The sequence below is a fragment of the candidate division KSB1 bacterium genome, from assembly GCA_034506395.1.
Classification (GTDB): domain Bacteria; phylum Zhuqueibacterota; class Zhuqueibacteria; order Thermofontimicrobiales; family Thermofontimicrobiaceae; genus Thermofontimicrobium.
On sequence record JAPDPQ010000024.1, the window covers coordinates 43,616 to 58,519 of the forward strand.

Here is a 14,904-nt window from a genome sequence, read left to right on the forward strand (position 1 = left end):
ACGAAATCTCCCTCTTTGCAGTGGCTGGAATGATGCAAGGAAAAAGGCGCATAGGATTTGTGCCACAAGCGCTGCATCCATGTGATGGTTTAGCTTTTTCTTGTTAACAAAATTACCAGAAGATGATATTTAAAACGACGAATACGATGAACGAAATGACTGCAACAACTGCCGGCCGCTGGAGCAATTTCTGGCCTGTTACAGTTGGAGCCGGGGTCAGGCCTTTGACCAAGCCGACGAGCTCTTCTTTTGGTTTGGGTTTAGTGAACAAGCTGATGATTATGGTCAATACAAAACAAATCAACCAGGCCCACCAAGCGCGCCACAGATTATGACTCATATCCGAGGGATTCTGGCTGAAGGTGAGCCAAGCAGGATTGAGCCAATGAAATTTGATCCCGATGAACATGAGAAATGAGCTGCCCATACCAGCGATTAAGCCCCAGAATGCGCCTGCTGGGGTAGTTCTTGCCCAGAACATTCCCAACAACATGGTGGCGAACAAGGGTGCATTGACCCAGCTAAAAATCGCCTGGATGTAATCCATAATGGTATTAAATCGCATGGCAGCATAAGCAGTTAAGATGCTGAGAAAAATGCCGACGATCGTCGTTATTCGGCCGACCACAACCAAATGCGCATCGCTGGCATCCTTTTTAAACAGGACCCGATAAATGTCATAGGTCCAAACCGTATTGAAAGCGCTGACATTGCCTGCCTGCCCTGCCATAAACCCAGCGAGCAATGCTGTTATTCCCAATCCGATCAACCCGGCTGGGAAATAGCGGGCGATAAGCACTGGCAGCGCTGTATCATTCCATGGTTCTCCTGTGTAAGGATGAGCTAACAAGGTAATTTGCCCCATATCTTGCAATTTCCAGGCGACCAGCCCGCTACCGACGACGATAAGCGGCAACGCCATCTTAAAGAAACTGGCAAAGATGGGCGTTTTGCGAGCAGCATCCAAATCCTTGGCAGAAAAAGCTCGTTGTACCAACAAAAAATCCGTGGTCCAGTATCCGAAGCTTAAAACAAAGCCCAAACCCAGGACAATTCCCAACCAAGTAACGCCCATTTCGTTTGCAGTCGGAGAGGCAGCGGTCGACCAAAGGGCGCTTAATCGCTCTGGTAAGCCGGTAAGGACTGCTTTTAACCCTCCCAATTCGATCAGCCCCAAAATTGACACTAAGAACAGACCGAACCAAATGAGAAAAAATTGGACAATTTCTGTAAAAATTGCTGACAATAATCCACCCAAGGTAATGTACACTGCGATGACCCCCGCGCTGATCCAGATACTGACGTGCAAATCCCATTTTAGCACGACATTGAACACCAGCGCCATGAGATAAAGATTGATACCCGACATCAAAATGGTCATGATGCCGAAGCTGGCGGCGTTCAACAATCGCGTCTTTTCATCAAAACGCAACTTGAGGTAGCCGGGTATTGAATGAATTTTAGAGCTGTAATAAAAGGGCATCATGTACAGTCCCAAAAACAGCATGGCTGGAACTGCGCCAATCCAATAAAAATGGGAGACGAACATTCCGTATTTCATGGTACCCCCTGTCCAGCCCAAAATTTCTAACGAGCCAAGATTGGCGCTCAGAAAGGCTAACCCTGCCACCCAGGCACTATTTTTGCGCCCTGCCATAAAAAAATCATCGCCAGTCTTGGTAAATCGTTTGAGATAATAGCCGATCCCAATAACAAATCCAAAATAGATGATGATGATCAGCCAGTCGATCCAAGACATTTGAAATGTCATCCTGTCCTCCTTGATGATTGTTGATGGGTAATGTTATTAATTGGACCTCCTCTGTCGAAAGCTGACGGTCGCTCGATCGAGCACATGAAAATTCGAAAGCTGAGATTGATATTAAATGCCAGCATTCCCAGATAAGATTTATTTGGCCAAAGCAAAGGATAATTCATTCCATCTTAGCTCTTTCTCAAATTCTGAAATTTTCGTTTCATCATTGATGATCAGATATTCTATTCCAGCCATCCTGGCAAAATCTGCCAGATGAGCGGGTTTTACTGCCTGACTAAAACCGGTGTGATGAGCCCCACCAGCGAGAATCCACGCGCCAGCAGCGATCTTGAGGTTTGGTTTGGGAATCCACACAGCCCGAGCCACGGGTAATTTTGGCAAGGGATCATCTGGGGGAACGACCGCGACTTCGTTGACGATTAGGCGAAACCGGTGTCCAAGATCGATGAGACTTGCATTGACTGCCGGTCCTGATTTCACATTAAAGACCAATCGCGCTGGGTCAGCTTTGCCGCCGATGGAGAGTGGATGAACTTCCAATGAAGGTTGACCATCGGCCAGCGATGCGCAGACCTCGAGCATGTGAGCGCCCAATACTTTCATCTGATTCACTGATGGAGCCAAATGATAAGTGTAATCTTCCATAAATGAAGTTCCAGCGTCAATACCAGCGCCCATGACTTTCATGGCCCGGACCAACGCAGCCGTCTTCCAATCCCCTTCAGCGCCGAAACCATAGCCATCGGCCATTAGGCGTTGCACGGCAAGGCCAGGCAATTGTTCCAACCCGTGGAGGTCTTCGAAGGTGGTTGTAAAAGCTTTAAAATTGCCATCCTGGAGAAACGCGCGCAAGCCCAGTTCGATTCGCGCTGCCTCACGAATTGAATGATCGAAATTGGGGCGCTTGCGCATTGATTCTGAGACGCGATATTGATCCCAATATTCGGCACTGAGCCGATCGACTTCTTGGTCGGGCACTTGTTCAATGTATCGCACCAAATCGCCCAGGCCATATCCATTGACCGAATATCCTAAGCGCCATTGGGCTTCGACTTTGTCGCCTTCGGTGACTGCGACTTCTCTCATGTTGTCGCCGAAGCGGGCGATTTTGGCGCCTTGAGCATCATGCCAGGCTGCCGCTGCCCGCAACCAAGTGGCCAGCTCATCCTGAACATCCGCATCCTCCCAATAGCCCACGATCACTTTTCGTTCCAGTTTTAGCCTTGTGCAGATAAAACCGAACTCGCGATCGCCGTGCGCCGATTGGTGCAGGTTCATGAAATCCATGTCGATTTCAGCCCAGGGAAGGTTTCGGTTGAATTGAGTGTGTAAATGAGCCAATGGTTTCTGTAGGGCTTTCAAACCAGCGATCCACATCTTAGCCGGGGAAAAGGTATGCATCCAGGTGATCAAACCGATGCAATTTGGCGATGAATTCGCCGACTGACAGAGATGATAAATCTCATCCGCTGTAGTTACTACTGGCTTATATATGATTTTCACTGGAATTCTCGTCGAGCGGGAAAGGGCGTCGGCAATCTTCTTTGAATCCTCAGTCACTTGCCTGAGCGCCATTTCACCGTAAAGATGCTGACTCCCAGTGACAAACCAAGCTTCTAAATTATCATAATTGATCATACACGCCCCTTGTTTTGAATCGCAAGTGATTATTCTCAAAAACCTCGCGAATATAAAATCAATTGCTTAATTGTCCATTTGGCAGCTATCGAACAATCCACTCATGAATCCCCCCAGCAAAACCGGGCTGGGATTGGATCTCCAATCGCAGCGCCGTGGTTCTTACCGTCTCGAACACGACTTCATTGTATCGATCCTTTGCTACGCCATAATTGTCTTCCGTATAGACCGGTTTCCATTCATTTCCCAATTTATAGAGGATTTTCCACGATAACGGCACCCGGCATTCACCGACTCCAGTATCGTCGAACCAATAAATTCCGACAGTTGATACCTCCTCAGGCTGAGGGAAATCATATTGCACCCATTCGGTTGTGCCCTTATGATCCCACCAATGGAAAAAGGGCACTTCATGATCTCCTGAGCGCTGGGGCTCCAATTGGTCATGAATCGCCTCAGGATTGTGGCCGAACGAGACGGTCACTTTGCTTTGAGATGCCAGGGTCGGATGACCTAATGGTTTTGCGGCAGACTCTTCTCTTGCTAACCACACGGCCATTTCGCCCCTACCTCGATGTGCCCAGGCGTAATAAGGAATCGCTAAGAAACGTTGATCACTTTTTTCTAACGAAGAAGCATCTTTGCTTACTCGAAGGGCAATGGCTTTGCCGGTAATGATTTGGACGCCGTTGAGCAAATCAGCTCGAAATTCGCTGGATAATTTTGAGCTATCTGGTAGTACCAAATTTAGAACATGTCCGTCCTGTACATCAGGCCATTCAACGCAATAAACAATCGGCCCGCGCTGCAGCGCGACCCTGCCGCGATCGGCTTTCACGCTATCATGAGCCACGATTCTCCGGATTGGCATAGGGAAGTCAAGTTCTATTGTATCCCCGCGATGCCATTTTTTGTTGATCACAGCATAGCCATGCTTAATCGGTGGTGAAATGTGATTCCCATTTAGCGTGAACCAATGCTGTTGATCGGATGAATCCAAAAATCGGTACAAATGGCTAGGGACTGGCTGATTCAGTGCCCACCCGGGAACGCGGATCAAAATGGAGAATGCTCGGTTCTCGATCTCTGGATTGATGGTGATGATCACCGATCCGTCCCAGGGATAACGCGTTCGTTGTTGAATCTTAACTATTTGATCTTTTATTCGAATCGCAGCATTATTATCAATGAACAAGTTGATGTAAATTTCTTTATCGCGATGGGCATAAACATAACCTGGAATGGACGCCATAAATCGCGCAATGTTGCCAGGGCAGCATGCACATCCAAACCACGGGCTGCGGGCATGTTGTCCCACTGAGGCCAATGGATTGGGGTAGAAAAAGGATTTTCCATCCAGCGACACGCCCGATATCAAACCATTGTAAAGGGTCCGCTCCAGCACATCAATATATTTTGAATGCCCATGCAGCAAAAATAATCGATGGTTCCAGAACACATTGCCAATGGCTGCGCAGGTTTCGTTATACGCGCTCATATTGGGCAACTCATAGTTTTTCCCGAACGCCTCGCCAGCCCCAGTTGCCCCAATGCCACCAGTAATATAGAGCTTTTTGCTGACCACGTTTTCCCATAGGCGATCGATGGCCCTCGCATATTTGGGGTCGCCAGTGAGTGCAGCCACATCCGCCATGCCCGCGTACATGTAAGCCGCTCGTACTGCATGTCCAACTGCTTCATCCTGTTCGATCACAGGCTTGTGATCCTGGCAATATTCTCCCCAAAGTTGACGACCGTCTAACGGCTTACCGCGAACATCGAGAAAAAATTTCGCCAGATTCAAATACTTTGGTTCACCAGTGACCCGATAGAGTTTAACCAATCCCATTTCGATCACCTGGTGACCAGGCGGAATCTGCAATTTTCCATAGCCGAACGTTCGATTAAGTAGCTCGGCGCTTTTCAATGCCACATCGAGCAAATTGCGTTTGCCAATGGCTTGATAATGGGCGACGGCTGCTTCGTACAAATGTCCCAGATTGTACAATTCATGGCTACTCTGAAGTTTTTCCCAGCGCTTTTCACCGAACCAATTCTTGAGTCGCTCCGCTTTGTTGGTCCGGGCAGTATAAAGATATCCATCTGGTTCTTGGGCCGCAGCGATCAACGCGATGACGCTATCCAGATAAGCCTCCAATTTAGGATGAGGGCTTAGCATCAGACAATAAGACGCTCCTTCAATCGTCTTATAGACGTCGGTATCGTCAAAAGGATAGCTCCCCTGCTGTTCTCCCGATTTTAAACCCGCCGCGATGGCAAAATTGTCCAGTCGACCTGTTTCTTCACATTTCTTGAACGCATGAGGAATGGTGACTGTCCGATTGATTTCCATCCGTGGCTGCCAAAATTCATCGGTGATCTGCACGTTGGTGAAAGCAACTGGCTGTATAGGATAGTCTCTCTGTTCATTGGACAAACAAGAGAGCATCACCAATAATAATAACAAAATCGAGGAGAATTTTGGGATAATTCTGAACATGAAATATTCTTCCTCAACGAGCTGGTTGTTGAAATCGCCATTAGCGATTAGAGGTGAATTTATGAATTGCACGACATGACCGTTCGGCTTTAAGCTTTATTTTTCGACCATAAATTTATAGATGGTCGTCGTTTGATATTTCTCCCCAGGATTCAGAACCGTGGACGGAAAATTGGGATGGTTAGGAGAATCTGGGAAATGTTGCGTTTCTAAGCACAGACCATGCCGATGGTAATAAGTCGTGCCATTTTTGCCGATGATGCTACCATCGAGAAAATTGCCAGAGTAGAATTGAAGCCCTGGCTCTGTGGTCCAGATCTCCATCACGCGGCCAGTTGAGGCCTCGCGCAGCTTCCCGACCATTCTCAATTCGCCCATATTTCCGTTGAGCACGAAATTGTGGTCATAGCCCAATCCGTATTTGATCTGTTCATCATCGACATTGATCCGGGCTCCGATCGGAGTGGGGCGCCTGAAGTCAAAAGGAGTTCCGTCCACTGGCCGCAATTCGCCAGTCGGGATGAGCGTCTCGTCCACCGGGGTGAAGTAATCCGCATTTAGCATTAATTCATGATCCAAAATGGGGCTGGCGCCACCATCTTTCAGGTTGAAATAGCTATGATGTGTTAGGTTGCAAATGGTCGGCTGATCAGAACTGGCCTCATAATCGATATGAAGTGCATTTTCATTGGTCAAAGTATAGGTTACTTTCACCGATAAATTGCCGGGATAACCTTCTTCTCCATCAGGGCTCAAATAGGATAATTCCAAACCGACAGCATCCTGGCTTTTTATTGGTTTGGCCTGCCAGACCACTTTATCAAAGCCTCTCACTCCGCCATGGAGATGGTTTGGTCCATTATTGGTGGCCAAATTATAAGTTTTACCATTTAGAGTAAACTTGCCTTTGGCAATGCGATTGCCATAACGGCCGACGATGCAGCCGAAATAGGGACTGGCCTTCAAATATCCATCCAAATTGTCATAGCCTAAAACCACATCGCCAATTTTCCCATTTTTATCTGGGACCAAAAGAGAAGTAACAATCCCGCCGTAATTGGTGATTTGAACGGTCACTCCATTGCTATTGGTCAAAGTATAGAGATCCACGATCCTCCCGTCTTCCGTCTGACCAAAGAATTGCTTTTCAATTGTCATGGTTGATTTTTCCTTTTTTGAGCATTTCATGAGAAGAATTGATAAGATGATTGAAAATGCGAGTGGCACAAGTATTTTGAAATTTTTCATTGGGGCTCCTATTCGATTTGTGAAATGAGCAAAGGACCCAAATTAAATTCAGCATCATTAAAAAACTCATGATTTGGGTCGAAATTATCCAGTAAAGTACAAATAAGCCGCCAGGATCAGGGCCAATACGATCATCGAATAAACGACGTCTTTATAGTTCCAACTCTCTCGAGTTTGCCTTCGGTGCTCCTCGGTCATCGTGGAGAAAGTTAAGCCAGTTATTCGATCATACGAAGGCTCTTCGGTCAAATAGCTGACGACGATCATAATGATGATAGAAATGATAAAGATCAGCAGGCTATAATACTGAAAATAGATGTGATTTACGATCCATAGAAACGAGCCATATTCATATTGAAAATTGCCAATAAGCTTGACTGGCGTATCGACAGCCATTCGAAATAGTCCCAAAAGAAACCCAGTGATGAGAGCGGCGAGGCATCCTTTGGCATTGAGCCGCTTCATGAAAACGCCGAAGAAGAACACGACGAAGATTGGCGGTGCTAAATAGGATTGAACTCCCTGTAAATAGTCGTACAATCCTTTGCCGCCTCGGATCACTGGGATCCACAGCAAACCGATGAGCACCATCACGGCTGTGGCAAGGCGACCGACCCAAACGAGGTGTTGTTGGGTGGATTGGGGTCGGAGGCGAGAATAAAAATCCATGGTGAATAGAGTGGAGGAGGCGTTAAAGACGCCAGCCAGAGAGCTCATCAAAGCAGCCAGAAGGCCGGCCACCACGATGCCCCGGACACCGACTGGCAATACGTGAGCCACAAGAAGGGGGAAGGCTTCTTGGGCGCGATCGCGGAGTAAATTGCCCGAACCATCGAAGAATACCTGCTGGATGGCAGCGACCTTGCCGCTCTTTGCTAATGCAAAACTGATGATCCCAGGGATGATGAAAATGAACACAGGCAGGAGTTTCAAATAAGCGGCCCAAATGGAACCGCGACGCGCTTCGCGTTCATTTGGGGCTCCCAGCGCGCGTTGAACAATGTATTGATCGGTACACCAGTACCAGAGCCCGATAATGGGAGCGCAGAACAACATGCCGAGCCAAGGGTAATTGTCATTAAAATACCAGGCCATCCGAGTGGACTCTTTCACCGGTGCCCAGGTACCTGCCAACCCATCCGGAACCAATGGTTTCCAAAGGTTGAACATTTCTGATCCAGCTACAGCCCGCAGTTCGCTCCAACCACCGATGGCTTTCAAACCAAAAACGGTCACCAACATTGAGCCGATGATAAGAATGATGGTTTGTAGCGCTTCAGTATATGCGACTGCCCGCAACCCGCCGAGAATCGTATAAATGCCCGTCAGCACGATCACTAAGATGGAACCGACCCAAAAACTATCCAGTCCCATGAAATTCACATCTGGCAGGAGCACACTGAACACGACACCGCCAGCAAAAATGCCAACCGCAATTTTTGTCAGCACGTAGGCGACCAGAGAAATCACGGAGAGGACCGTTCGGGCAGTGGGTGAGAAGCGTCGTTCCAAAAATTCGGGCATGGTGAAGACTTTGGAACGCATATAGAACGGCACCATTACCCAGGCCAACACCAACAAGCACCAGGCATGAAGCTCATAATGCGCCATGGCAACGCCATCTGTGGCACCTGAGCCAGCCAAGCCGACCAAGTGTTCCGAGCCAATGTTTGAAGCAAAGATAGACGCACCGATGATAAACCAGCCCAGGTGCCGGCCAGCGAGAAAGTAGTCTGTGGTCGTATTCTGTCGCTGGCGAATGACCCACCACGCCAGCCCCAGAATGATGATAAAATAGCCCGCTACCACCGTCAGATCAATCCATCCTAAAGCTGATCCCATTCTCGTTCTCCCTCATTAACGTTCATTTTGACCATTGCAAAGGTAGTGAATTATGATGGACGCCAAGATTTTGGAAGCGATTTCATCATTTGATTTCAAATTCAGTTTCAACTTGGCAGCTTCATTTTTGATCTCATTAAAGACATGCAAGATTATTGTCTTGAAAGCGATGAATTGCCAGATTACTCCAGTTCTGATTCTCTTGTGAGACTTAAAATAGCATTGAAAAATCGGCCGTCTCAATCAGGAAGTGAACTCATGTTCGATCCAGTCGCAGAGTTTTAGATATTTCTGATAAAGCTGTTGATACTGCATTGCCTGATCTGGATTCGGCTGGTATTCGCGCTCAAATCCGCTTCCCATGGCGCGCTGGGCGGTTGGAATATCGGGATATAGTCCGCACGCAGTGGCTGCTGCCATCGCTGTGCCCAAAGCTACCGCCTGTTCGGAGGCAATGACCTTAATGGGCATATTGAGTACATTGGCGGTCACTTGCATTACAAACGGAGATTTTTTCGGGATCCCGCCAACAGCGATGACGCCTCGGATTTCCACCCCCTCTTCAATAAATCGATCGACGATCCGCTTTGCGCCAAATGCAGTAGCCTCCACCAAAGCTCGGAAAATTTGAGGGGCATTGGAACCCAAATTCAATCCAGTGATGGCACCTCTCAAAGCCTGATTGGCATCTGGAGTGCGGCGGCCGTTGAGCCAGTCCAATGCCAAGATGCCATTGCCGCTGATCGGCAGCTTTTCCGCTGCTTGGGACAGTGCAGGAATAATTGCTTCATCGATGCTCTGGATCAAAGCTCGGTGTTTGGCTCCTGGCAGATCAAAGGACAGATTTTGAAGTGGCCACATGAGAAGTTCTTTGAACCAAGCATAGACGTCACCGAAAGCGGATTGCCCTGCCTCTAACCCCAGATATCCGGGCACAATAGAGCCGTCCACCTGGCCGCAGATTCCCCGCACCAGATGTTCGCCATTTCGAGGGAGTTCAGTGATCATCATATCACACGTGGATGTGCCCATGACTTTGACGAGGAGGTGGGGCTGAATTTCAGCGCCGATCGCTCCAAAATGGGCATCGAAGGAACCAACTCCAACAATGACATTATTGGATAAGCCCAATCGTTGCGCCCATTCTGGGGTTAATTTGCCGACTGGCACATCGCCAGTAAAGCTTTCTCGGTAAAGCCGATCGCGCAAGCCTGCTAACAAAGGATCGAGCTTGGTGAGAAACTGCTCTGAGGGGAGGCCACCCCAAGAGGCGTGCCACATGGCTTTATGACCCGCGGCGGTGCGGCTGCGCTTAATTTGCAGTGGATCGGTATTGCCAGTGAGCAGTGCTGGCAGCCAATCGCAATGTTCTACCCAGGAAAACGCGGCCCGTCGGACCTGTTCATCTTCTCTGAGCACGTGCAAAATTTTGGACCAGAACCACTCAGAGGAATAAACGCCTCCAGAATATTTGGTGAAATCCTCACCGCCCCAGCTCTTCGCCAACCGGTTGATCTCCTCAGCTTCTTTCACTGCGGTATGGTCCTTCCAGAGGATGAACATGGCATTGGGGTTTTCTTCGAAGCCAGGCGTGAGCGCCAAAGGTGTGCCATTGCGATCTACTGGTGCAGGGGTCGATCCCGTGGTATCGATGGAGAGGCCACGGACTTTCTGAGCTATGCCTTTGGGCGCACGCGCCAGCGCATTGCGCACCGATGCTTCCAGACACTCAATATGGTCCAGGGGATGCTGGCGAAACTGGTTTCTGCCTGGATCGCAATATTTCCCCTGCTTCCATCTCGGATAATACTGCACATCCGTAGCGACCTCTGATCCATCCGCTGCATCTACGATTAAAGTACGAACAGAATCGGTCCCGAAATCAATCCCTATAACATAATGCTCATTGGTATTCATGACTCTCCCTCGCTCGCTTGATTACCCGTCATTCATTCTCTTGAAAAAGGCACAATGCTATTTTAGGTGTTGTTCGATTCAGAGTCATAAAAATGGTCGGCTTTCCAAAGCTACGGAACTATTTTTGTCTTCTTGCTATTCAATTTTCTTTAATGCTTCGAGCCGTTGTTCTGCTTTTTGGATGTATTCCTTGGCGCTCTTGTGTTCTGGGTCGATGACCAGAATTTTGCGCCATTCTTCAATTGCTTCTTCGTAATTGGCCTCAGTATATTTCACCATGCCGAGGTTGAACAGCTCTTCACACCGTTCACTTAATTCCGCCTCAATCCGATCCAAATAGCTGCGAGCGTCAGCATTATAGGGCTCTTTCTGAAGTATCTGCCGAAAAGTGGAGCGCGCATTGAGATAATCGCCGCGCTCGTAATATGATCGGCCGCGTTCTAAGAGTTTATCTTGGCCGATATTGGCCATGATCATCCTTTGAAGTTCTTTTGAACCACTGTGGTTCGGATTGAGAGAGAGCGCCAGTGCGCATTCCTGAAGTGCCAGATCCCATTTCTTCTGATAATAAAAGCTTTGAGCGCGACCGTAATGTTGTTCAGCGAGGTCGGAAAGTTTTTGATTCGCCATACGGAGATAATTTTTGGACGCTTGATGATCTGGATCGATCGCTAAATTTTCTTGGAGCAATCTCACTGCAGCGCTGTAGTTCATCTCATCGTAGAATCTTTTCGCGCGGGCAAACCGATCATCGAGTTCCTTTTTAATCTGAGGGCTAAGCGCCATCAAACGGTTCCGTGCATATTGATGATTTCGGTCCAACTCCAGCACCTTTCGATAAGAGATAGCCGCTTTCGAATATCGTTGGGCGTCCTCGTGGTTCTTTGCTTCAGTGAGATAATCCTGAATATGTTGATGAACGACCAGCAGTTCTCGTTCTGCTTTTTGCAGATATTCTTTGGCATCCTTATGATTTGGGCTCCAGCTCAGCGCGTTCTTGAACTCTTGATATGCTCGAACGAAATTGCGCTGGTTGAAATATCCCAATCCGCGATAATAGTAATCGTTCGCTGTTCGTGTATTGATGCTATCGATTTTCGCCAGGTAGGTTTTCGCTCCTTGATGATGGGAATCTACCAAGAGCACTTTTTCAAAGATCAATTGAGCACGTTTCAGGTTAGCTTCATTATAGTAAGCCACGCCTTGTTGAAAAATTTGTTCTAAATAAGGCTGTAGCCGAGAATTCAGCGCCTTTAAACGGCTCCGCGCCTTTCGATTGTGCGCGTCTAGTTCTAACAGCTTTCGATATGTCAGAAATGCGTTGATGTACCATCCCTTTGATTCAAAATTCGAAGCCACTTGATAGAGCGAATCAATCTTATGGGATGTCTCATTCGATTGATTTTGAATCAATGGGATCAAGAACTGGATGTCCTCATCGCCAGGATCATAGGCCAATGCTTTGGTGTAGTTTTTAATCGCTTCGGAGAGATTATTGTCCTGCAATTGCTGGTTAGCCTGTTGGCGGTATTTGAGAAACATCGATTTTTGGTCGTCACTGAGGCGCAAGATTGCAGAGCCGAAAAACTGAGCCCGCTGATGGTCGTAACTCAAATCCACTTCGAGCGAACCAAGCGAGATCGCCAAGCCGGCTGAAAAATTCTTAATCTCAAAATCACGGACCCCAGCAAACAAGGTCAGGTATTTGGAAAGGGATGTTAGGGTACCTAAATGATAAGAGCGCTGCTCTTCTTGGAAATGAGTCGCGAAATGGAGTTGCGGCCCATATTGCAATGGCTTCATCGCCGCACCCAATTGAATTTGATGCTGTCGCTGTTGATCATGTGGGGGGAAAGCCAGGTTCTGGACAGAAATGCCTAAACTAAAACGCTCGCGCATCGCTGGAGAGCGCAACCATTTCCAGAGCGTGTCATAGACTTCCCTTCTGCTGCGGTAATCAGGCTGGGTGATAAATAGCAGGCCGAATCCGAGACTGGAATAGCGATTCTGATAAAGCGTCTTGCTGAAATTCAAATTACTGCCAATCGAGAGATAGGGCAGAACACGATAAGACACTGCAAAAGTAGCCAGATCGGTGCTGCGAGATCGGAACAAGTTGAATCCCACGCCCGTTGCGGGCGGCATAAATTTGCTTGCCGCCAACTGATGCAGAAAAGATCGCTCATCCAAGCTCACCATGATCCGATTGGTGGGGAGAAATGCGATATTGGCTGGGTTCCAATAGCTGGCAGATGGATCATAGGGCAACGCCACTGTTGACCCAGCAACTCCCACGCACATCGCATTGGGCGCCACCGGGAACGACCCCCATTGCCCAAAGATCATGACTGGATTGAGTGTTAGGAGAACGGTGATGATGGCAAAAGATAATCTCATGCAGTTTGTGCTATTAATTTATTCGATAAAATCGCGCTTATAGTCAATATTGCATATTTCGACTGGTTCATCTCTCCCTTTAATGGCGATCGCGCCCAATTTCACAGTCGGATAGATAAAATTAAACATGGAAAGAAATTTGGTCGATGTGATGATTTGACCTGGTTTGGCCACGTCACAGAACCGAGAGGCAAGGTTCACTACATCGCCTACAACCGTGTAATCCATTCGATCCTTAGACCCAATGTTCCCCAATACCGCGTGCCCAATATTGATGCCAATTCCGACGGTCAAGGTCTCCAGATGAAGCTGTTCTCGCTCGCGATTCAGCTTTTCGATGGCCTTCTGGATCGAAACGGCGGCATTGAGCAGGTTGACATGTTTGTTTGCACCCTCGAACACCCCCATGATTTGATCGCCCATAAACTTATCCACAATGCCATAATTTTCCTCGATGATCCTGGCCTGCAGATCAAGATAGATGTTGATGACTTTCACAACGACTTCGGGACTGTGACGTTGGGAGAACCGGGAAAAATCGCGAACATCCGAAAACAGCACAGCAATGTCACATTGTTCGCTGGTGGCGGTGCGTTCATCGGAGTAGACGTTCTTTTTGATCATCTGCCGAGTCATTTGGGAGACGAACTTTTGCATCTGCATCTTTTCTTTGAGATGCATGGTCATGTTATTGAACTCTTTTGCCAATTGCCCCAGTTCATCGCGGCTATTCACGGCGATCTTGATATTAAGATTCCCCTGTCCAATCTGCCGAGCGCCCTCCGATAATGCTTGAATCTGTTGCACCATGCGCTGGGTCAAAAAATAAATCCCCAAGATCGATAGGACCGTCACCAATAACGCAATCGTGTAGATGATCTTCCTGGCTTCTTTGATCGGAGTCGACAGAACGGCTTTGGAGAATCCGATGCCGGTGACGCCGAGAAAATAGTTGGTCTGCTCAAAGGCAGTTTTGCGCAGGATCAGAACCGGGTAGTAATATTCGTAATGGGTCTCCTTCTCTTCGATCTTCGGTTCGCGCAAATTGAGTAATTGCTCTCGATCGATCTCTGGGATGGTCTTTTGGCCAATTTCATTGGGCTGCCAATTGCTATGAGCGACCAGCTCGCCACGACGATTGATTACCCAGGCATAGTCCAGGCCATTAATCCCCTGATTTTTGATTTTGAACACCGACTCCTTAATGCCACTGAGCTGATGAGGGTCTTTCTCTCCTAACAGCAGATTATCGCGAATGTCTGAAGCGAGATAATGAACCGACAACCGGCAGATCTCTTCGATTTTCGAGGTCAAGATGCGTTTTTCGGTGGCTTGAAAAATTAGGCTCAGGACAAGGATGACCGTAATCACGATCAATCCGATGATGATGCTGAGTTTCTGTCGGATTGGAAAAGAGACAAAGATATTTTTAGATCGCGACCAGATCGACCGAATAGCATCAAGTATGGATGTGACCAAACGAACGAAGCGGGTGATAATAGACAAAAAAAGATCTTGTGTCGCACCCAGCGAGGAGCGATGCTCAACGTTCCCCGAGTGTCGGTAATTGGGTGTCATGAGTCAG

At 47.9% G+C, this 14,904-nt stretch carries 8 protein-coding genes; all 8 read right to left on the reverse strand.

Annotated elements, in window-relative coordinates:
• Nucleotides 1-112: 112 nt before the first annotated feature.
• The 8 genes from ONB37_14490 to ONB37_14525 all read right to left on the reverse strand — a co-directional run bounded on the left by ONB37_14490 (nucleotide 113) and on the right by ONB37_14525 (nucleotide 14,897).
• Entirely contained in the window at nucleotides 113-1,771 is a 1,659-nt protein-coding gene (locus tag ONB37_14490) for a sodium:solute symporter family protein (GenBank protein ID MDZ7401366.1), read from the reverse strand.
• 138 nt (nucleotides 1,772-1,909) lie between these two features.
• Nucleotides 1,910-3,415 (reverse strand): L-arabinose isomerase, encoded by a 1,506-nt coding sequence (gene araA, locus ONB37_14495; GenBank protein MDZ7401367.1) that lies wholly within the window; start codon nucleotides 3,413-3,415, stop codon nucleotides 1,910-1,912.
• Nucleotides 3,416-3,500: 85 nt separating this feature from the next.
• Nucleotides 3,501-5,915: a glycoside hydrolase family 127 protein gene (locus tag ONB37_14500; protein MDZ7401368.1), complete on the reverse strand. Its 2,415-nt coding sequence runs from the start codon at nucleotides 5,913-5,915 to the stop codon at nucleotides 3,501-3,503.
• Between the two features lie 96 nt (nucleotides 5,916-6,011).
• Nucleotides 6,012-7,073, reverse strand: a complete 1,062-nt coding sequence (locus ONB37_14505; protein ID MDZ7401369.1) for a galactose mutarotase — start codon at nucleotides 7,071-7,073, stop codon at nucleotides 6,012-6,014.
• Between the two features lie 174 nt (nucleotides 7,074-7,247).
• On the reverse strand, nucleotides 7,248-9,005 hold the full coding sequence (locus ONB37_14510; GenBank protein ID MDZ7401370.1) for a sodium:solute symporter: 1,758 nt from the start codon (nucleotides 9,003-9,005) through the stop codon (nucleotides 7,248-7,250).
• 243 nt (nucleotides 9,006-9,248) lie between these two features.
• Nucleotides 9,249-10,922 carry a ribulokinase gene (locus tag ONB37_14515; GenBank protein ID MDZ7401371.1) on the reverse strand — a complete coding sequence of 558 codons (1,674 nt, stop codon included), beginning with the start codon at nucleotides 10,920-10,922 and terminating at the stop codon, nucleotides 9,249-9,251.
• Nucleotides 10,923-11,057: 135 nt separating this feature from the next.
• Complete coding sequence (locus ONB37_14520) at nucleotides 11,058-13,319, reverse strand: hypothetical protein (protein MDZ7401372.1); 2,262 nt, start codon at nucleotides 13,317-13,319, stop codon at nucleotides 11,058-11,060.
• A gap of 18 nt (nucleotides 13,320-13,337) precedes the next feature.
• Nucleotides 13,338-14,897: a HAMP domain-containing protein gene (locus tag ONB37_14525; GenBank protein ID MDZ7401373.1), complete on the reverse strand. Its 1,560-nt coding sequence runs from the start codon at nucleotides 14,895-14,897 to the stop codon at nucleotides 13,338-13,340.
• Nucleotides 14,898-14,904: the final 7 nt, after the last annotated feature.

Bases quoted from the DNA above. Each gene is read 5' to 3' on its own strand.
- araA (MDZ7401367.1), bottom strand. From the start codon at position 3,415: ATGATCAATTATGATAATTTAGAAGCTTGGTTTGTCACTGGGAGTCAG.
- ONB37_14505 (MDZ7401369.1), bottom strand. From the start codon at position 7,073: ATGACAATTGAAAAGCAATTCTTTGGTCAGACGGAAGACGGGAGGATC.
- ONB37_14510 (MDZ7401370.1), bottom strand. From the start codon at position 9,005: ATGGGATCAGCTTTAGGATGGATTGATCTGACGGTGGTAGCGGGCTAT.
- ONB37_14490 (MDZ7401366.1), bottom strand. From the start codon at position 1,771: ATGACATTTCAAATGTCTTGGATCGACTGGCTGATCATCATCATCTAT.
- ONB37_14515 (MDZ7401371.1), bottom strand. From the start codon at position 10,922: ATGAATACCAATGAGCATTATGTTATAGGGATTGATTTCGGGACCGAT.
- ONB37_14500 (MDZ7401368.1), bottom strand. From the start codon at position 5,915: ATGTTCAGAATTATCCCAAAATTCTCCTCGATTTTGTTATTATTATTG.
- ONB37_14520 (MDZ7401372.1), bottom strand. From the start codon at position 13,319: ATGAGATTATCTTTTGCCATCATCACCGTTCTCCTAACACTCAATCCA.
- ONB37_14525 (MDZ7401373.1), bottom strand. From the start codon at position 14,897: ATGACACCCAATTACCGACACTCGGGGAACGTTGAGCATCGCTCCTCG.